Below are 19,566 nucleotides of genomic sequence, written 5' to 3'. Positions count from 1 at the left end.
ATGTGGTGTGGTAACTCCATTCTACACGAGGCCGTTATGGGCTTTTTGTGTTTTCCGTCAGGTGTTGCACTTAATATTACAATTCGTCTTTTCAAAAAAGGAGAGAACGGAATTTGAGTTCCATTCTCTCCTTTTCTTGTAAGGATGCTCTTATCGTTTGAGCCGTCAGCGGCGTGCGATGTCGGTGAATTGAAACTTGTCGAGCCGGTGGCGCGACTGCGTCCGCTCGAAATGTTGCCCTTCATAATAATACGTATCGTTCGTGATGACGATGACATGCGTCGTCCCTTCAAGATCGAGGTGCTGTTGATCATCAATCGTTGCGGGTTGCGCCTCGATTTTCCGTTTCGCGTAACTGATCTGCCGTCCTAACGTCTGTTCGATGTAGGCATAAATCGATCCGCCGGCAATTTCTGTAGTCAGACCGGGAACAAGTGACGTCACGAAAAGATTAATATCGTAGATGACCCGCTCTCCGTCAATCGTCCGGACGCGTTTGACTTCTGTCAGAGACGTCCCGGGTGCGACATGAAACTGGTTGGCCAGTTCAGCGGTCGCTTCGATCGTCGTACAGGAGAGGACATCAGTTTTGACGTCATGTTGTCCCATTTGACGATGCGCTTCCGAAAAGCTGACGATTCCGTTGAACTGAAAAGCGATTGCGTCTTGACTGAGGACGAAGACGCCTTTTCCTTGATGTTTGCGGACAAACCCTTTGTCTTGAAGAGCATCGATCGCTTTTCGGACGGTCCCGCGACTGGCTTCGAATTCGTGCATCAACTCCGTTTCAGACGGCAGTTTTGTCTCGGCAGGTAACGTGCCGTCTTGAATCCGGCTGACGAGTTGGTGATAGATGTGTAGATATTTTGGCATCATACATTCCGTCCTTTATCCAAGAGTTTGGGCATAGTGTAGCACGGAATCAACGTTTCCACCCAATCATCCGGCGGTAGGAGCTGAACGCCGGCCAAGCAAGAATCGCGACAGCAAGCCAATATAGAAATTGATTTTCAGACGAGATGATGCCGATGACGGCAGCGAGTAAAATCGTCGTATAGACGGAGAACACGATGATCAAGAACGGATGGATCTTCGGGAAGACGGTGAAACGACCGAGTCGTTCATTTTCGCTCCGCACATACAACAGACTGCCAAAGCTGACTAAAATCACAAGTAACACGGCATGGAATAAGAGGGCACTCGTTAGTTGTTCACCTTGGAACAGTAACGTGAACGGTGAAGCGGTCGTCATCAAGACATCAAACAAGGAACCGTCTTCTTCAGTCTGTCCTAGTCCAAGCGTCACGACCGCCATGATGGCGAAAAACGTTAGGTAGTTCAAGAACAGGAAAAAGAGTCCGAGCAACAGTTGTCCGATGACATCGCCAGCAATGGTTCCTGCCAAAAGAAAGATACTAAAGACGACGAGATCAAACAAGAAGTACGAGAGGAAGTCGAAAGCCAGGTCAGTTAACGTCACATAGTCAAACGGATTGATACCACCGAGCCCCTGTAAGATGAGCCAACTGACAAAAAAACCAAGCAATGGAAGAACCAATAAGACAACGACACCAAGTCCCCATTTGACCCAGTAGAGCGTCTTCTTATTAATAGGTAAAGCGTGTAACATCAAGCTCCGACCGCTGCCGCGTTCTTGTCCGAGCATCAAAATCGCGAAGACGGCAATCAAGATGGCACCGAATCCCGCAAAACTTGGACTGACGAGAACGGATTGAATCGCTTCTGTCTCCATCCCGTTATACGTACCGAAGTTATCGATGACGGTATAACTGCCGAATCCATAACTGAAGACTGCCAGTAGGAAAAACGAGGCGAGGGGCCAAATCCCTTGTTTGATGTGATACCGAATCAATTGTTTATACATGATGATCGCCTCCAAACGTGCCTAAAAAATAATCTTCCATTTGAACCGGTAACGCATCCTTAAGTAGCGGAGAGGTCTCTTCGACGTACTTTGCGCCTGCCTCCGAACGGATGATCAGTGTGACGACACGTCCGGTCTGCGACAAGATGTGAACGTCGTTATGTTGGAATTCGGGAATGACTTCATAGACGACTTGCCATTTTTGCATACTTGATTTTGCTTCATCTAATAACTTCGGTTCCTTGACGAGATGGTGTTCGATCGTCATCACCCGGTCGGCTAATGAATCCAGTTCCTCGAGTTGGTGGGAAGCGATTAGAACAGCCGTCTGACGTTCCGCAAGCAAGGCGACCAGTTGTTTCAGATAATCCCGTTTGTTGATCCGGTCGAGACCGTCCGTCGGCTCATCGAGCAACAAGACGGGAGCATTCGTCGCGAATGCCAACTGCAGTAAAAACAGCTGGGCCTGACCTTTCGAGAGCGAGGTCACACGACGTCCACGATCGAGATTCGACGAACGGCAGTAGTTTTCGATATAGGTCCGTTCGAAGTTCGGATAAAAGGCTTGATAAAATTCCATCAGTTCGCCGAGCGTCATCTGACGGTAGACACTGACGGAGTCCGGAACTAAAAACAGATGTTGTCGTGCAGCCGGAACATGGTGGATCGACTGCTGGTTCCATTCGACCTTTCCCCGTGACGGCTCGAGCGATCCGACTAGTGTCTTGAGCAACGTCGTCTTCCCGGCGCCATTGCGTCCGATCAATGCCGTGATCGTACCGGCGGGTAATGTAAACGAGGCATTCTCATAAATCATTTTGGAATCAATCTGTTTGGTCAGGTGAGACACGGTCAACATGATAAATCCTCCCTTGTCTGAATCAGTAACTGATACAAGTCTTCGTTTGATATCGATAGTTCGTCAGCGACGACGCACAATGTCTGCACATGGCTCTGAATGGCGGCACGTTTGACCTGTTCCAGCGGTAAGTCAGAGATGAACGAACCTTTGCCGCGCATCGTGACGATGAAATTCCGGCTTTCGAGTTCTTGATAAGCGCGGGAGACCGTGTTCGGGTTGACGAGCAGGTTGCTTGCGAGTTCGCGGACAGACGGCATCTGTTCACCGGACCGGAGCAGACCACGGGCAATCGCACGGATGATTTGGGCGACCAACTGCTCATAAATCGGTGCTGAACTTTTTGGATCGACCGTAAACATTCGATTACCTCCTTAAGTGTATTAATTCAATTAGTACACTAATTATAGGAAGTTCCGTTTCGGAAGTCAATAGACGTCCATCTGCGATCAAAAGAAGCTTGATCAGGAAGAAGAAACGGCTCTTCTGCATAACGTCCGCATGAATATTTGCTATACTGACGACAGAAGAACTAGCAGGAAGGATGACCGAAGATGTTAGAACGATTAAGTGCCCTGGAAGATCGTTATGAAAAATTAAATGACCTGTTGGCGGATCCAGCCATCATTAAAGATACAAATCAATTGCGTGAGGTGTCAAAAGAACAATCACAGCTGGCACCAACCGTCGAAGTCTACCGGATCTACCGCGACAAGATGGAGTCGTATCAGGAGGCGCGTCAGATGTTGACGGATCCGGAGATGCGCGATCTCGCGAAAGAAGAGGTCGCCCTCCTCGAGCCGGAAATCAAGGAACTCGAGACAAAATTAAAAGCCTTGTTACTGCCGAAAGATCCAAACGATGATAAAAACGTCATCGTCGAAATCCGTGGAGCAGCCGGCGGTGATGAGGCCGCATTGTTTGCCGGTGATCTCTTTAAGATGTACTCGAAGTTCGCCGAAAAACAAAACTGGAAAATCGAGATCATCGATGCCAGTTATACTGAACTCGGTGGATATAAAGAAATCATCTTCATCGTCAAGGGCAGCGGTGCCTACTCGAAGCTGAAATATGAAAATGGGGCGCATCGGGTTCAACGTGTCCCGTCGACGGAATCCGGCGGACGGATCCATACATCGACCGCGACCGTTGCTGTCTTGCCGGAAGCTGAAGACGTCGAAGTCGAGATCCATGACAAGGACGTCCGTGTCGATACATTCACCTCGAGTGGACCGGGAGGACAGTCAGTCAATACGACTCAGTCGGCCGTCCGTGTCACGCACGTACCGACGGGAATCGTCGCCAGCTGTCAGGATGAAAAATCACAAATCAAAAACAAAGAAAAAGCGATGAAGGTCTTACGGGCCCGCGTCTACGATAAGATTCAGCGCGAGCAACAGGCCGAGTACGATGAAAAACGAAAATCGGCGGTCGGGACGGGCGACCGTTCGGAACGGATCCGGACGTATAACTTTGCGCAAAACCGGGTGACGGATCACCGAATCGGTCTGACGATCCAGAAGCTCGACCGGATTCTGCAAGGCGAGATGGATGAAGTCATCGACACGCTCGTCATGGAGTATCAAGCGCGGGCATCGGAGGCGGCAAACTGATGCGGATCGCAAAACGACTCAATCAGGCACAAACGATGTTCGTGACGGCAGGACGCGAGGCCTCGAGTGCCGAATGGTTACTTATGCACGTCTTACAGGTCGACCGGACCGGATTATTGATCCGGTTATCGGATGAGCTTGAACCGGAACAGGACCTGTTGTTCAGTGAATATGTATTGGCCCATTTGAATGGTGTACCTGTCCAACACCTGATTGGATATCAGCCGTTTTACGGCCGTGATTTTCGTGTCTCCCCCGCGGTCCTGATTCCGCGACCGGAAACGGAAGAATTGATTGAATTCGTAACGGGACGGTTGCAAGGGGAATCGTTTCAAGCAGGGGAAATCGTCGACATCGGAACCGGAAGCGGAGCGATCTGTCTGACGATTGCGCTTGAACTCGGGCAACCCGTCACGACGGTCGATATTTCAGCGGATGCGATCGCCGTCGCGAAAGAAAACCAACAGGCACTTGGCGGAGAGGTCACGTTTTTAGAAGGGGATTTACTGGCACCGCTCGCCGATCATTCGGTCCGGGTGTTGGTCTCGAATCCTCCTTATATTGAAGAAGATGAATTGCTCAGTGATGTCGTGTTTGACCATGAGCCCCACCTCGCGTTGTTTGGCGGAAAAGATGGTTTAGTGTTTTACCGCCGATTGATCGAGGACAGTAGCCGGGTCTTACGCGCCGATTTTCGACTGATTGCGTTTGAAATCGGACACAATCAAGGCAATGAAGTGCAAATGATGTTAAAAAAACGTTATCCAACTGCGGAAACGGGTATTTTAAAAGATATAAACGGTAAAGACCGTATCGTGTATGCGGAACGAAAGGATTGTACGGAGTGAAGACGGAAATGATTCAGCAAGAGACATTAAATGAAGCGGTACGACTGTTACTGGAAGGAGAGGTCGTCGCGATTCCGACCGAGACCGTGTATGGTCTGGCGGGAGACGCAACGAATGAAACGGCCGTTCGGCGAATTTTCGCCGCGAAGGGTCGACCTTCCGACAATCCGTTGATTGTCCATGTCGCATCCATCGAACAGGCAAAGCAGTTCGTCACTCATATTCCGGATGTCGCAACCCAGTTGATGGATACGTTTTGGCCGGGTGCCTTGACGATCATTTTGGATTCAAACGGGAGCGCGTCCTCACTCGTCACCGCAGGACTGGATACGATCGGATTACGGATGCCGGACCATCCGCTCGCGCTTCAATTGATCGAAGCGACCGGACTGGGTCTTGCCGCACCGAGTGCCAACCGATCCGGTAAACCCTCACCGACGTCATCTGCGCACGTCGCACATGACCTCTCGGGACGCATCGCCGCAATCGTCGATGGAGGGGAAACCGGGATTGGTGTAGAATCGACGGTCATCGACTGTACAGCGAATCCACCGGTGATTTTACGGCCGGGCGGTGTGACACGCGAACAGATTGAAGCAGTGATCGGCACGGTGGCACTCGATCCTGCCTTATCGATGAAGAACCAGACACCGAAGGCACCAGGCATGAAGTACACGCACTACGCACCGGAAGCAACATTGTCCGTCGTAGTGGGCGACCTCTCATTCCTGCAACAACTCATCGATGAAGCACGCCAAACTGGACAAAAGACAGGCGTCATTCTCTTTGACGGAGAAGACATCGAAGCGGATGTCCGTTGTTTCCTCGGTTCAACGATGGAAACGGCAGCGCAACGTCTTTACGATTGTTTACGGCGGTTTGATCAGACGACGGTAGATCAGATTTTTGTACGAGACCTATCAGAAGAAGGGGTTGGGCTAGCAGTCCGAAATCGGCTCCATAAGGCAGCAGGTGGTCGGATCATTCGCCCGTAAAGAAGGAGGATACTGAGATGAGCACACGTCGTGTATTGTTTATCTGTACAGGAAACACATGCCGAAGCCCGATGGCGATGGCGTTACTTCGTTCAAAAGTCGCTGATCAAGAATTTGATGTCCGTTCGGCTGGATTACGTTCGATGCAAGGATTTGATGCTTCTGAAAACGCGTTGCAGGTCTTGCGTGAACGGGGTATCGAGCTGGAACATTATACGCAAGTGTTTGACGACGTCCTCGGACGTTGGTCAGATATCATCTTGACGATGACACGGAGTCATAAGCAAGAAGTCGGCGAGCGGTACCCGGAACTGAAGGACCGGACGTTTACGCTGTATGAATACGTGACGGGACTTGAACGGGACATCAATGATCCATACGGTGGATCGATGAATGTCTACCGGCAGGTCCGAAACGAACTCGAACCCCTCGTCAACCGTCTTGTGTTAAAATTAACGCAGAACGGAAACGGAAGAAAAGCACCGGACAACCGGAAACTTCCGAAAAAACAACCTAAACAAACGGGGGAATAGTAACAATGAAAGTAGCAATCGGAGCAGACCATGGTGGTTTTAAGTTAAAAGCAGAACTGACTGAACTCTTACAGGAGCTCGGAATGGATTATACGGACTTCGGTACCTATTCATCCGACTCAATCGATTATCCGGACGTCGCGATTCCGGTCGCGGAAGCGGTCGCGAACGGTGAATTCGACCGCGGGATTTTAATTTGCGGGACGGGGATCGGAATCGGTATCGCTGCGAACAAAGTCAAAGGCATCCGGGCAGCACTCGTCCATGATACGTTCAGCGCAAAAGCGACACGTCAGCACAACAACTCGAATATCTTGACGATGGGCGAACGTGTCATCGGACCGGGTCTTGCGCGTGATATCGCGAAGATTTGGCTTGAGACCGAGTTTGAAGGCGGACGTCACGAAAACCGTGTCTGCAAAATCTCGGATTATGAGGTGAAGTAAATGGATATAGAACAAATCAAACAAAATCTGGAGGCTTCGTTGACCGAGCTGAATGAACGTTTTCCCCTCAAAGGAAAATTGCTTGTGATTGGTTGTTCGACAAGCGAAGTCATCGGCAAACAGATCGGTAAGGCCGGTTCACCTGAAATCGCAGAAGCATTGTTTGACGTGTTCGACGCATTCCGTCGTTCGCATCAAGTCGATCTTGCGTTTCAAGGATGTGAACACATCAACCGTGCGTTGACACTGGAGCGGCAAATCGTCGAACGTTTAGGACTTGAAGCCGTGACGGTCGTCCCAGTGCCGGAAGCCGGTGGCTCGATGGCAAGTGTCGCTTATCAACGGTTTTCTGCTCCGGTCGTCGTCGAGACGATTCAGGCGGATGCCGGCATCGATATCGGCGATACGTTCATCGGGATGCATTTGAAACCGGTCGCGATTCCGGTTCGTCTGCCGCACCGTGAAATCGGTGAAGCGCACGTGACGGCCGCCGTCACACGACCAAAACTGATTGGTGGCGCTCGCGCTAAATACGAATGATTTGCGCAAGGGGTTGCACTCCCCTTGCTTTTTTAATGTGTTTTTAGAGGATGCACGTGATCAATTATTCGTGTTAAGATAGTCCTATCGAAATGAATGGGGGAATTCAGATGGAACAAACACCGCTTACGTATCTGAAACAGCAAGATGAGGAACTCTTTTCGGCCATGCGCAAGGAACTAGGACGTCAACGCGATAATATCGAGTTGATCGCTTCAGAAAACTTTGTCTCACAAGCTGTCATGGAAGCTCAAGGCAGCGTGCTGACCAACAAATACGCAGAAGGTTACCCGGGCCGTCGTTATTATGGAGGTTGTGAATTCGTCGATTTAGCAGAAAACTTGGCACGCGACCGCGCAAAAGCGATCTTCGGAGCGGAACATGTCAATGTGCAGCCGCACTCAGGTGCACAAGCCAACATGGCTGTCTACTTCACGATTCTTGACCAAGGTGATACCGTCCTCGGGATGAACCTCTCACACGGTGGTCACCTGACACACGGTAGTCCTGTGAATTTCTCCGGTGTTCAATATAACTTCGTCGAGTACGGCGTCGATCCAGAAACAGAGATGATCGATTACGATGTCGTCGCGAAGCTTGCGGAAGAACACAAACCTAAACTGATTGTTGCGGGAGCATCGGCTTATCCGCGCGTCATCGACTTCAAACGATTCCGTGAAATCGCGGACAGCGTCGGCGCTTATTTGATGGTCGACATGGCGCATATTGCAGGACTCGTCGCAGCAGGTCTTCACCCGAACCCGGTCGAACATGCGCATTTCGTCACGACGACGACGCATAAGACACTTCGTGGACCACGTGGTGGAATGATTCTTTGTAAAGAAGAACATGCAAAAGCAATCGACAAATCGATTTTCCCGGGGATCCAAGGTGGCCCACTCATGCACGTCATCGCAGCGAAAGCCGTTGCGTTCGCGGAAGCACTGGCACCGGACTTCAAGGACTATATCCAACAAGTCGTCACGAACGCAAAAGTCCTCGGAGAAGAGTTGACGGCACGCGGTCTGCGGATCGTCTCGGGCGGCACGGACAACCACCTGTTGCTCGTCGACCTGCAACCGCTTGGCATCACAGGGAAGCTGGCGGAACATGCGCTGGACGAAGCCGGCATCACGGTTAATAAAAATACGATTCCGTTTGACCCGGCAAGTCCGTTCGTCACGAGCGGCATCCGGATCGGAACGGCGGCGATGACATCACGTGGTTTCAAAGAACCCGAGATGAAACAGATCGCAGAACTGATCGAGCTTGTTCTGAAAAATCCAGAAGACAACGAAACACTGACAAGTGCCCACAAGCAAGTCGTGGCTTTGACAGGTCGTTTCCCGCTTTACCCGGAACGCGGTTAAGTTTCGGATGCCTCAAGACCACCTCGACCTTTTCGAACGATGAGAAGTGCGGGGTGGTTTTTCTGATGCAGCCGGTTGGATTCGAAAAGGAGGAACACACCATGAAAATCCTAGTAGTCGAAGATGATCCAAACATCCAGCAACTGATTTGTGAAACGCTTGAAGCGGATGGACACGGTGTCCGGGCGACGGCGGATGGCAACGAAGCAGCACGTTGGATCGGAGAAGAGGTATTTGAAGCCACGGTTCTCGATGTGATGGTCCCGGGACGAAGCGGCTTTGAATTATGCGCTCTGTTACGAGCAAGTCAGGAAATTCCGATTTTGATGCTGACAGCACTCGGCGAGCTGACGGATAAACGGGAGGGATTTACAGCCGGAGCGGACGACTACATCACGAAACCGTTTGATCCGGAAGAATTGGTATTTCGTCTTCATGCCGTCGCGCGGCGTTATCAAAAAGCGGGCATGCCCGTCATTCGGTTTGGTGACGTCACGATCGATAAACGGAGCCAACAGCTGATGATCGGCACGACCCAACTGACGATTCCCCGGCGTGAATTTGAACTGTTGCACCAGCTGGCCAGTTTTCCGGGACGGGTTTTCAGTCGCGAGGAATTGATTGAACACGTCTGGGGACTCGACTTCATGGGGGACGACCGGACGATTGACGTCCATATCAAACGACTGCGGAGTCGCTTGGAAGGAACGGACGCGATCGAGATCCGGACGGTCCGCGGACTCGGCTACCGATTGGAGACCCAGTCATGAAATCGTTATATACGAAGATTGTTGGTCTCGTTTGCCTCGTCTTGCTGGGCTCGGCCTTGATTGCTTTATTGATCAGTAATCTGTTGTATTACACCATCTTACAAGCTTCTTATAGTAAAAAGGTCGAAGAGGCGGTTCAGACGTCTTTTGCCTATTATGAACAACATGGGGACCAACAGATCGACTCGTTTTACGAAATGCTGAGTGCGACCGGCTTTCAATTATATGTCGTCTCGGATACAGGAGAAATCGAGCGCTACGGTAATCCGTTTCGGGATGAGACGATCGCACCTGACATCGTCGAGATGGTTCGGGACGGTCAAGTCTATCAAGGGATGCGGGAGTATCCGTTTCATCTGTTTTTACTCGGACTGTTTGATAACGAAGTCATCAATACGTATGGCGCGGCCTTACAAACAGACACGGGAACGGACGCTGTTTTCATCCGTCCTGATTTAAGCCGGCAGATTCGTGAGTTGCATTTGTTCGTCGGTGCCTTTCTCGGGTTACTCGTCCTGATCAGTTTTCTGCTGCTTGTCTTTTCAATTCGTTATCTCGTCCGTCCGATCAAACGATTGACGAAAGCGACACAACAGATGACGACGGGAGATTATTCCGTCGCGGTCGCGACGACGGGACAGGATGAAATCGGGGAACTGTCGCGTCGGTTTGACGAGATGGCGCAAGCCGTCGCAAAATCCGATGCGGAACGAAAAACGTTTGTCGCGAATGTCTCCCACGAATTCCAATCCCCACTGACGACGATCAAAGGGTACGCCGGACAACTTGAACAGACGGTGCAACCGGACGACCGGGCGAAACTGGTGACGATTGGTCAGGAAGCAACGCGGATGGCGGAACTGACACGGCAACTGCTTGTACTCGCCCGACTAGACGAAGGACGGCAACTGACACGGAGTCCGATGGAGCTTGGTCACGCCATTCAGTCGACGTTACAGACACTCAGCTATCAACTGGACGAACAAGGGGTTGCCGTCGCGCTGGATGTACCGGACGGGACGCGTATCCTTGCGAACGAGCTGGCACTGGACCATATTTTCCACAACATCATCCGCAATGCACTGCATGTCTCGACCGACGGACAACTGATTTCGATTCAAGCCGAGACCACAGGAAAGACGGTTACGGTCCGGATCAGGGATGAAGGACCAGGGATGACGCCTGACATGATCGAACATGCCTTCGAACGATTTTATCAGGGAGACGCGGCGCGCGGGGCGGCCGGGACGGGACTCGGTCTTGCGATCGTGCAGGAAACGATCCATCAACTCGGTGGAGAGGTCTTTATCGAGTCGACACTTGGAATCGGAACGACGTTTGTCTTAACTTTTCCCCGAGCCGAGTAACTTGTTCATGTTCCGTTCATCTTCCCCCTCTAAGATAAGACTTGTAATGAACAAGCAGGAGGGATAACAGATGAAGATGGGGTGGCGTGAATTAATTCGGATGAAACAACGGTTCACCTTGATGGCAATCGTGACGACCTTGATCGTCTTATTGATTTTAATGATTTCCGGTCTTGCGGACGGACTGGCGTATGATAACGGGGCCGTCGTCCGGAACTTACCGGTCGAACAGATGGCGCTCAGCCAAGACGCCGAAGGACAACTGACACGATCGTTTTTAGATCAAGCCGATCAGCCGTCCGGAACGGAAGCGTTAGGGGTCCAAAGTATGGTCCTTGAGAAAAAGAATGGCACAAAAGATGATGTGACGGTATTTGCGTCTCCAGCCGACACGACCTATGGACCAAGCCAATTGTCGGAATTGAAGACGAGACAAGTCTTGGTCGATACGGAGTATGCAAAACAAAGCGGAACAAAAGTTGGTGATACGATCACGGACTTCCGGACGAAGACGACGTTTGAAATCGTCGGGACGGTCAGCGATGGACGGTACAGTCATGCACCGGTTCTCTGGACGACACTCGAGACGTGGAACACATGGCAACACAAGATGAAGACAAGTTATGTGTCAGCGTTCCTCAGTCAGGTTCCGATCCAGTCGGACCTTGCGACGTACACGAAACAACAGATCGTCGAGCAAGTGCCCGGTTATGCGGCAGAACAAAATTCATTCCAAATGATGCGGGTTGCCCTCGTCTTGATCGGTTCCCTGATTTTGACCGCCTTTTTCTACATCTTGACGATGCAGAAGATGAAACAGCTCGGCATCTTAAAAGCGATCGGGATCCGGACACGAACGATCGGACAAGGACTCGTCTTGCAAATATTTGTTTTGACGGCCGTCTCGTTTTTAATCAGTCTGCTTTTGACCTGGACGATCGGTCAGCTCTTGCCGGACGATTTACCGTTCCGGTTTGAATGGGCAACGAGTTTCGGATATGGGGGTTTGATTGTCGTGACCGCCTTACTCGGTGGATTGATTCCGTTACGTGCCTTGAAAAAACTCGAGCCGGCTGATGCGATGGGAGGAATGACGGGATGATTAAGATGACGCACGTCGAACAAACGTATGGAGAGATGAAGGTTCTGCACGACATCTCATTTGAAGCTGAGACAGGTGAGCTGATTGCCCTCGTCGGACCGAGTGGAAGTGGCAAAAGCACGTTACTCCAATTGCTTGGTCTACTGCAGACGCCTTCCAGTGGTGTGATTCAGTTTGATGGCACGAATGTCAGTGATACATCGGACGAGGGACGACGTCAGATGCGACTCGAAGAAATCGGCTTCATCTTCCAAGAGTCACACCTCGTTCCGTTTCTGACGGCAGCAGAACAACTCGAGCTCGTAGCGGAAGAAGCAGGTCGAACGATTGATCCTGCTGCCCGATTAGACGTGTTTGGCTTACACGATAGACACGATCACTTACCCCACGCCTTATCCGGTGGGGAACGGCAACGGGTGGCGATTGCCCGCGCCCTCGTCAATGATCCACGCCTCGTCTTAGCGGACGAACCGACGGCGAGCCTTGATTATCAAAACGCACAACAGGTGATGGAATTGTTGCGTAAGCAGGCACATCAGTACGGAAAAACCGTCATCGTCATCACCCATGACGAACGGATGCTGACGTATTGTGACCGTATTTTGCGGATGGAAGATGGACAGATTCAAGAAATCAATTAAAACAGGATACTGCTCTGACTTTTGTTTTCACACTAAAAATAAAAGTTAGAGCAGTATTTTTGATATACTGAACTGAACACGAATAATCTAAGGGTGGATTTAAACGATGAACTTATCTAAATTCATACAGTCGGAACTAGAGACGATTAATACTGCACAAATTACGAAATGGTTGGAAGATAAAAGTTTATCAAAACGTGATTATAAACGCCTGATTGAAGATTTCAAAGCAATTGTCATCATGGAACAAGCGGGTTTTTATGAACAGGCCGATGCACGATTCATGCAATGGAAAAACCTGCCGTTACCGGCAGAAATCTACCGTTATCGATTAGCGATTGCAGGAAAAATCGGCGGGAAACGATTAATCCGAAAACGCTTCTCGACCTTTCCTGCTGCGGTACAAAACCATCCGCAACTCAAGCCATGGAAAAAAAATCTTCATTCCAATCCGTTGTGGTTAGGCGGGATCGTCGTAGCCGGTCTATTCGTCATCGGGGTCACTCAATTTGATTTTTCCGAGGAAGCTGCGCCGAAAAAAGTTTCGGAACAAACGAACGTCGAACAAAAGCTGGCGTCTTTAGAAAAAGAAGTCGAACAGTTGAAGCAAAAAAATGAGAAGCTGGCGACGTCTGAAGCAAAAAAGACGGAAACCCAAAAGCCTAAAGCCGATCAATCGAAAGAAAAGCAAACAGAGGAGCCGCAGGCGTCAACGAAGGACCCGAAGCAAGCCCTTAAAGAGGCAGTCTCTTCTGTTCAGTCCAAAGAGTATGAAACGGCGAACCAACTATTGACCGGAAATGTCCTGACGAATAAAGAGACAGCCGGTATGGCGCGTTTCTATAAGTTGATTGCAGCCGGAAAGCTGAAGGAAACAAAACAAAGTGACTACATGGCCTACCGGAATGACTTTCCGGAATCCGGTTACATGAGTGATGTCTTATGGATGCAGGCTGTTTACGAACAAAAAAATAAAGTCGGAAACTATAAAACGACGTTACAGGAATTAGCGAAACAACCGGACAACGAATGGTCTTATGCTGCGAAGGCAATCCTGGAAGGGAAGAGTACGCTAGGGGATTGATTCGAAGAAAACAGTTCCCAAGCGGTCGCTTTTTAGAGTACAATGCGAAAAGAGAATGGAGAGGAGATGCAAAACAATGAGTAAAGTACATGTATTTGATCACCCATTGATTCAGCACAAGATGACGATCATGCGTAAAGTCGAAACAGGAACGAAACAATTCCGGGAGCTTGTCGACGAAGTGGCTTCATTGATGGCATATGAACTCACGCGTGACCTTCCACTTACCGACGTTGAAATCGAGACACCGGTCACGAAAACGACGCAAAAGATGATCGAGGGCAAGAAACTGGGGATCGTTCCGATCCTTCGTGCCGGTCTTGGGATGGTCGACGGAATGCTTCGGATGATGCCGAACGTCAAAGTAGGGCATATCGGTCTTTACCGTGATCCGGAAACACTTGAGCCGACAGAATACTATCTCAAATTACCGACAGACGTCGCAGAACGCGATTTCGTCGTCGTTGATCCAATGCTTGCGACAGGCGGTTCTGCTGCTGACGCAATCTCCTCTTTAAAGAAACAAGGCGCACAAAGCATTAAGCTCGCGTGCCTCTGCGCAGCACCTGAAGGCGTCAAACGCATTCAGGAAGAGCATCCGGATGTCGATATCTATCTCGCGGCACTCGATGAGAAATTAAATGACCATGGTTACATCGTTCCTGGACTCGGGGATGCGGGTGACCGTCTGTTTGGTACAAAGTAACCGGCAGAATCAAAGGCGCTTCCTGCGAAGGGAGCGTCTTTTTTTGTAAACTCGTCACGGACGTGCACTGTGCACGTGACATGGAATATGTTTTAATGAAAACAGAAGCAAGAAGGAGGAAGTCCGTATGCCCATCAAAGTCATGCCGATTTTCGGCACACGACCGGAAGCCATCAAAATGGCACCGCTCGTCAACGTCTTAAAGAACAATCCTGCGTTTGATGTCCATGTCACGATCACAGCCCAGCACCGGGAGATGCTCGATCAAGTCTTGGAGCTGTTCGAGATTACGCCCGATTACGACTTGAACATCATGAAAGCACGGCAGACCTTGGTCGATATCACGACGCGAGGTCTTGAAGGGCTCGACGCCGTCATGAAGGAAGTAAAACCTGATCTTGTTCTTGTTCATGGCGACACGACGACGACGTTTGTCGGAAGTCTCGCTGCCTACTACAACCAGATTGCCGTCGGTCATGTCGAAGCTGGGCTTCGTACATATGACAAGTACTCACCGTTCCCGGAAGAAGTGAACCGGCAGTTGACCTCGACGCTGGCCGACTTGCATTTTGCACCGACCGAGCAGGCAGCGGCGAATTTAGCGTCGGAAAACCGACATGCGGGCGTTTTCGTGACCGGAAATACGGCGATCGATGCCCTGCAAACGACGGTCCAACCGGATTACGTCCATCCCGTCCTCGAACAGATCGGTTCGAAACGACTCGTCCTGATGACGGCCCACCGGCGTGAAAATCTCGGTACGAAGATGCATCAGATGTTCCGGGCGATCCGGCGTCTCGTCGATGACCACCCGGATATTCATGTCGTCTACCCGGTCCACTTGAATCCGGTCGTCCAGGAAGCAGCGAATGATGTTTTTGGAGGACACGACCGCATCACCTTGATTCCACCGCTTGACGTCTTTGACTTCCATAACTTTGCCAGCCGGGCCCATCTCATTTTGACGGATTCCGGCGGCGTTCAGGAAGAAGCCCCGTCACTCGGTGTGCCGGTTCTCGTCTTACGCGATACGACGGAACGTCCGGAAGGCGTCAAAGCGGGAACGTTGAAGCTGGCCGGAACGGATGAAGAAACGATTTACCGTCTGGCGAGCGAGTTGCTTGAAGACGAAGCGGCGTATAAGAAGATGGCCCGGGCCTCGAATCCATACGGGGACGGTCATGCCTCAGAACGGATTGCGGCGGCGATTTTGCAACATTTTAATCAAGGACCGGTAGTAGAACCGTTTCGGGCAAACTAGTTTGTGACACGAGTTATTCTTCATGAACGTTCATGACAGGTGAATCACTCGATGTTCTGATCTTGATTCAGTGATGGAAGCAGGATGATTTTGACCGATGCGACTTGCGTTTTGCCCGAGGAAAGCGAGATGAGAAAGCGAGGTCAAGTCACTCACCTATAGAAATGAATATATGGTTTTTGTTAAAAATAGCTGACATATGACCTCGAAACGACAAAACGACCGATGACATTTTACGCTGTGACAACGGACACACGAGACCAATTGGAAATCGTCCGCCGTAGTTGTTACAAACAGATGTCAGAGGCGTTTTTTCGTCCCGAAACGGAAGCGTTTACAATTGTGAATAAAAATTGTTTTTTCACAAAATCGACACAAATCAAATTTAGACGACTTGTTTCTCATTCCGAAACACGATATAACGTTACTGTTCAATGGTTTTGTTCACCTAGTGAACCATCTCGCTAAACGTTGATAGCACTACATATTTTCTTCACATCTTCGTGAAAAGAGTGGCATGGGATACCTCTGTGAAAACCTTATCAATTGTTGATATACAATGGTTTTGACGCTCCATTTTAATTGTGAATTCATTTGACTATGAAATGGTTCTCATTGTATTCTTGACTAGTATGAAAATCCGCAAATTGTGGGAAAGAAAAAGAGCTCACAACTGGGAAAAGGGGGTCGTCTCTAGTGCGCCAAAAAGGGCTCGCGACGAGTATGGTCATGGCCTCGCAAATTTCGACGGCACTTGCCGCACCGATCGTCATCGGCTTTCTTGTTGGGAACTATGGGGAACAGCAGGACTGGTGGCAAAAGATGGGCGCGACGTTTTCAGTGTTCATCGGGATTTTCATCGGAATTCTCTGCATGATCGCAATGATCAGGCACTTGTTAGGAGACAAGACATGAACATCATCCTTCAAGATGCGTTGTATCGTGCGTACTTAAGATGGTTCGGACTCTACTATGGAATCCTTGCCGTCCTGTTACTTGTCGGTTATCCGAGTGATCCAGTGATTTATGGGCTGGCATTAGGTGGGGCAGGTAGCTTCATGATTTTGACGCTTCAGCGATTAAGCGTCGATCGAATGTATCGTGTAATCGAGCGGGGGCGTAAGCCAATGTCTCGAGGGACCGTATCACGCATGGCGGTCGCGGTACTCTGTGTGATGATCGGTTTGAAGTATGAAACCGAATTGTCATTAACTGCGGTGGTAATAGGCCTTCTCGCCGGCCACGTCATACAATTTTGTGAGTTTTTTACTCACGAACTTAAGCGGGAAAAGAGGTGAATAGTCAAATGAACCACGAAATGCCACTTTACGAAATCCCACTCTGGGGCGACTTCGTTCTGTACGGTAGTTGGACAAACTTGATCACAGTGCTGATTGCAGCTGCTCTCGTTTTCCTGATTGCCGTGGCCGGTACGCGACGTCTTGCGATGAAGCCAACCGGTTTTCAAAACACGCTGGAGTTATTCCTCGAATTCGTTCGCGGAATCATCAGCAGTACGATGGACTGGAAAACAGGGGGTCGCTTCCTAACTTTCGGAATGACACTGTTCCTATTCATCATCGTGTCCAACTTAATGGGTCTTCCCTTTAACGTTGTGACGGGTCACTACATTTGGTTCAACTCACCAACTGCGGATCCGTACGTGACACTTGCACTTTCATCTATGGTAGTGGTCATGAGCCATTATTACGGTGTGAAAATGCGCGGCTTCGGCGCTTATGCGAAAACGTTTATGACGCCGATGTTCATCATCACCATCATCGAGGAGTTCGCAAACACGTTGACACTTGGTCTTCGTCTTTACGGTAACATCTTCGCGGGTGAGATCATGATTGGTATCATTCTCTCGATCGGAATCATCTCTGGAACGAACGATTTCCAATTCTTCGGACCAGTCGGTGTCATCCTGTCAGCGATCCCAATGATTATCTGGCAAGGATTCTCGCTCTTCATCGGAGCAATCCAAGCGTATATCTTCCTTATCTTAACGATGGTTTACATCGGGCATAAGGCAGCGCACGACCATTAATTCGAAGGTAAAGCATCTGCTTTTCCGATAACGGTACGACCAAATTTCGAACACAATCTAGGGAGGCAATTCATCATGGAACTTATTGCAACAGCGATCATCATCGGACTCGGCGCACTTGGCGCAGGTATCGGTAACGGTCTTATCGTAAACGGTACAGTATTAGGACAAGCACGTCAGCCAGAACTCAAAAACGAACTTCGTCAAACAATGTTCATCGGTATCGGTCTCGTTGAGGCACTTCCAATCATCGGTGTAGCGGTCGGTTTCCTTCTCCTCAACTCTTAATCCGTATTTAATCTTACGTACAAAGAACTGAGCTACATAGGGCGTTATTCGTTCAGCAAGAGTGAACCGTCACGGGAGCTTTGGCTCCCTTATGTAGATATTGAAGTAGGACCAACCACGAGGGGAGTGTAATCGAATGAATCTCACGTATCTTGCGGCAGAGGCAGGCGGCGAAGGCAGCCAACTCTTACTTGCCAATATGATCGTCACGATCGTCGTTTTCCTCTTGCTCCTCATCCTCTTGAAGAAATTCGCATGGGGCCCGCTCATCAACATGATGAAAGCGCGTGAAGAGCATGTGGCGAGCGAGATCAATTCGGCTGAAAAAAGCCGGAAAGACGCTGAAGTCTACGTAGAACAACAACAAGCAGAACTTAACAAGGCACGTACGGAAGCACGTGACCTTTTAGAAGCATCACGCCGTCAAGCTGAGGCAGAACAAGCACGTGCGATGGAGCAGGCACGTGTTGAAACAGAATTGAGCAAGGAAGAAGCCCGCCGTGCAATCGAACGTGAACGCGCTGAAGCACAAGCTGCTTTGAAGAACGATGTTGCTCTTCAAGCAATCGCTGCAGCACGCCACGTCATGAAAACACAGCTTGCGACAGACGAAGCAGCACAACGTGCACTCGTCGATCAATTCCTTGCTGACACTAAGGGCACGAACTAATGCGTGACCACGTAGCGGGACGCTACGCAAAAGCGCTCTTCGATCTTGCACTTGAGCACCATGTGCTCGAACAAGCAGAAGCTGATGTGCGAACGCTCGGCGAAGTGCTCCACGCAACACCAGAGCTCGCATCGGTGTTAGACAACCCATCGATTTCTGCAGAAGAGCTGAAGCAAGTACTTCATACGAGCTTCACAGGCTTCAACACGATTGTCTTGAATACGATCCTCGTCATGGTCGAAAACGACCGCGCGGCGGAAGTATTATCATTGCCGGAGCATTTCATTGCGTTGTTAAATGAGCACCGTAACGTTGCGACAGCAATCGTAACAAGTGCATACAAACTGTCAGACGCAGAACTCACGAATGTGAAAGAAACGTTTGGCCAAAAATCAGGTAAAACGCTTGAAGTAGAAAATGTTGTTGATACGAACGTAATCGGTGGACTTCGTGTTCAAATCGGTTACACGACATATGATGGCACGATCGAAACGAAACTAACGCGACTTGAGCGTGAGCTGTTAAAAGCGTAAGAAAA

General features: G+C 49.9%; 24 protein-coding genes. 20 read left to right on the top strand and 4 right to left on the bottom strand.

Going from position 1 to position 19,566, the window contains the following annotated elements:
* Positions 1 to 165 precede the first annotated feature (165 nt).
* The 4 genes from treR to KNQ13_RS07895 are packed head-to-tail and all read right to left on the bottom strand — an operon-like array spanning position 166 to position 3,106.
* Positions 166 to 876 carry a trehalose operon repressor gene (treR, locus tag KNQ13_RS07910; protein WP_014971423.1) on the bottom strand — a complete coding sequence of 237 codons (711 nt, stop codon included), beginning with the start codon at positions 874 to 876 and terminating at the stop codon, positions 166 to 168.
* A 46-nt stretch (positions 877 to 922) separates the two neighbouring features.
* The gene (locus KNQ13_RS07905; RefSeq protein ID WP_026830281.1) at positions 923 to 1,885 is read right to left on the bottom strand and encodes a hypothetical protein; all 963 of its coding nucleotides are present in this window, start codon (positions 1,883 to 1,885) and stop codon (positions 923 to 925) included.
* Complete coding sequence (locus KNQ13_RS07900; RefSeq protein ID WP_026830280.1) at positions 1,878 to 2,744, bottom strand: ATP-binding cassette domain-containing protein; 867 nt, start codon at positions 2,742 to 2,744, stop codon at positions 1,878 to 1,880. Before KNQ13_RS07900 ends, KNQ13_RS07905 begins: the two co-directional genes overlap by 8 nt.
* Positions 2,738 to 3,106 (bottom strand): GntR family transcriptional regulator, encoded by a 369-nt coding sequence (locus KNQ13_RS07895; protein WP_014971420.1) that lies wholly within the window; start codon positions 3,104 to 3,106, stop codon positions 2,738 to 2,740. The genes KNQ13_RS07900 and KNQ13_RS07895 overlap by 7 nt, the downstream gene beginning before the upstream one ends.
* Before the next feature lie 192 nt (positions 3,107 to 3,298).
* On the opposite strand from KNQ13_RS07895, the gene prfA reads away from it, so the two are divergent.
* From prfA to KNQ13_RS07795, 20 genes are all read left to right on the top strand, one after another.
* A complete protein-coding gene (gene prfA, locus KNQ13_RS07890) occupies positions 3,299 to 4,357 on the top strand; it encodes a peptide chain release factor 1 (protein WP_014971418.1) in 1,059 nt (352 codons plus the stop codon).
* A complete protein-coding gene (prmC, locus tag KNQ13_RS07885; RefSeq protein WP_026830279.1) occupies positions 4,357 to 5,205 on the top strand; it encodes a peptide chain release factor N(5)-glutamine methyltransferase in 849 nt (282 codons plus the stop codon). Before prfA ends, prmC begins: the two co-directional genes overlap by 1 nt.
* On the top strand, positions 5,202 to 6,200 hold the full coding sequence (locus tag KNQ13_RS07880) for an L-threonylcarbamoyladenylate synthase (protein WP_014971416.1): 999 nt from the start codon (positions 5,202 to 5,204) through the stop codon (positions 6,198 to 6,200). Before prmC ends, KNQ13_RS07880 begins: the two co-directional genes overlap by 4 nt.
* Positions 6,201 to 6,217: 17 nt before the next feature.
* Entirely contained in the window at positions 6,218 to 6,733 is a 516-nt protein-coding gene (locus KNQ13_RS07875) for a low molecular weight protein arginine phosphatase (protein WP_012371560.1), read from the top strand.
* A 5-nt stretch (positions 6,734 to 6,738) separates the two neighbouring features.
* Positions 6,739 to 7,179: a ribose 5-phosphate isomerase B gene (gene rpiB / locus KNQ13_RS07870; protein ID WP_026830278.1), complete on the top strand. Its 441-nt coding sequence runs from the start codon at positions 6,739 to 6,741 to the stop codon at positions 7,177 to 7,179.
* Positions 7,180 to 7,719 carry a TIGR01440 family protein gene (locus KNQ13_RS07865; RefSeq protein WP_034774064.1) on the top strand — a complete coding sequence of 180 codons (540 nt, stop codon included), beginning with the start codon at positions 7,180 to 7,182 and terminating at the stop codon, positions 7,717 to 7,719. It begins immediately after the preceding gene.
* A 110-nt stretch (positions 7,720 to 7,829) separates the two neighbouring features.
* Positions 7,830 to 9,089 (top strand): serine hydroxymethyltransferase, encoded by a 1,260-nt coding sequence (gene glyA, locus KNQ13_RS07860; RefSeq protein WP_026830276.1) that lies wholly within the window; start codon positions 7,830 to 7,832, stop codon positions 9,087 to 9,089.
* Positions 9,090 to 9,190: 101 nt separating this feature from the next.
* Positions 9,191 to 9,859, top strand: coding sequence for a response regulator transcription factor (locus KNQ13_RS07855; protein WP_026830275.1), 669 nt, complete (start codon positions 9,191 to 9,193; stop codon positions 9,857 to 9,859).
* Positions 9,856 to 11,226: a HAMP domain-containing sensor histidine kinase gene (locus KNQ13_RS07850; RefSeq protein WP_026830274.1), complete on the top strand. Its 1,371-nt coding sequence runs from the start codon at positions 9,856 to 9,858 to the stop codon at positions 11,224 to 11,226. The genes KNQ13_RS07855 and KNQ13_RS07850 overlap by 4 nt, the downstream gene beginning before the upstream one ends.
* Positions 11,227 to 11,296: 70 nt before the next feature.
* A complete protein-coding gene (locus tag KNQ13_RS07845) occupies positions 11,297 to 12,328 on the top strand; it encodes an ABC transporter permease (RefSeq protein ID WP_026830273.1) in 1,032 nt (343 codons plus the stop codon).
* Positions 12,325 to 12,969, top strand: a complete 645-nt coding sequence (locus KNQ13_RS07840) for an ABC transporter ATP-binding protein (protein ID WP_014971409.1) — start codon at positions 12,325 to 12,327, stop codon at positions 12,967 to 12,969. The genes KNQ13_RS07845 and KNQ13_RS07840 overlap by 4 nt, the downstream gene beginning before the upstream one ends.
* Before the next feature lie 106 nt (positions 12,970 to 13,075).
* Entirely contained in the window at positions 13,076 to 14,053 is a 978-nt protein-coding gene (locus KNQ13_RS07835; RefSeq protein ID WP_026830272.1) for a hypothetical protein, read from the top strand.
* A gap of 76 nt (positions 14,054 to 14,129) precedes the next feature.
* Positions 14,130 to 14,759: a uracil phosphoribosyltransferase gene (gene upp, locus KNQ13_RS07830; protein ID WP_012371551.1), complete on the top strand. Its 630-nt coding sequence runs from the start codon at positions 14,130 to 14,132 to the stop codon at positions 14,757 to 14,759.
* Positions 14,760 to 14,886: 127 nt separating this feature from the next.
* Positions 14,887 to 16,020, top strand: coding sequence for a non-hydrolyzing UDP-N-acetylglucosamine 2-epimerase (wecB, locus tag KNQ13_RS07825; protein WP_026830271.1), 1,134 nt, complete (start codon positions 14,887 to 14,889; stop codon positions 16,018 to 16,020).
* Between the two features lie 696 nt (positions 16,021 to 16,716).
* Entirely contained in the window at positions 16,717 to 16,935 is a 219-nt protein-coding gene (locus KNQ13_RS07820; RefSeq protein ID WP_014971404.1) for an AtpZ/AtpI family protein, read from the top strand.
* Complete coding sequence (locus KNQ13_RS07815) at positions 16,932 to 17,318, top strand: ATP synthase subunit I (protein ID WP_014971403.1); 387 nt, start codon at positions 16,932 to 16,934, stop codon at positions 17,316 to 17,318. The genes KNQ13_RS07820 and KNQ13_RS07815 overlap by 4 nt, the downstream gene beginning before the upstream one ends.
* Before the next feature lie 8 nt (positions 17,319 to 17,326).
* Entirely contained in the window at positions 17,327 to 18,070 is a 744-nt protein-coding gene (atpB, locus tag KNQ13_RS07810) for a F0F1 ATP synthase subunit A (protein WP_014971402.1), read from the top strand.
* A gap of 75 nt (positions 18,071 to 18,145) precedes the next feature.
* A complete protein-coding gene (atpE, locus tag KNQ13_RS07805) occupies positions 18,146 to 18,358 on the top strand; it encodes a F0F1 ATP synthase subunit C (protein WP_012371545.1) in 213 nt (70 codons plus the stop codon).
* 136 nt (positions 18,359 to 18,494) lie between these two features.
* The gene (atpF, locus tag KNQ13_RS07800) at positions 18,495 to 19,028 is read left to right on the top strand and encodes a F0F1 ATP synthase subunit B (RefSeq protein ID WP_014971401.1); all 534 of its coding nucleotides are present in this window, start codon (positions 18,495 to 18,497) and stop codon (positions 19,026 to 19,028) included.
* Complete coding sequence (locus KNQ13_RS07795; RefSeq protein WP_014971400.1) at positions 19,028 to 19,561, top strand: F0F1 ATP synthase subunit delta; 534 nt, start codon at positions 19,028 to 19,030, stop codon at positions 19,559 to 19,561. The genes atpF and KNQ13_RS07795 overlap by 1 nt, the downstream gene beginning before the upstream one ends.
* The last annotated feature ends 5 nt before the right edge of the window (positions 19,562 to 19,566 follow it).

The sequence above is a fragment of the Exiguobacterium sp. s128 genome, assembly GCF_018618815.1.
Lineage (GTDB): Bacteria > Bacillota > Bacilli > Exiguobacteriales > Exiguobacteriaceae > Exiguobacterium_A > Exiguobacterium_A antarcticum.
Note: the sequence above shows the minus strand (reverse complement) of the source record. Positions and strands in the feature narration are given on the sequence as shown.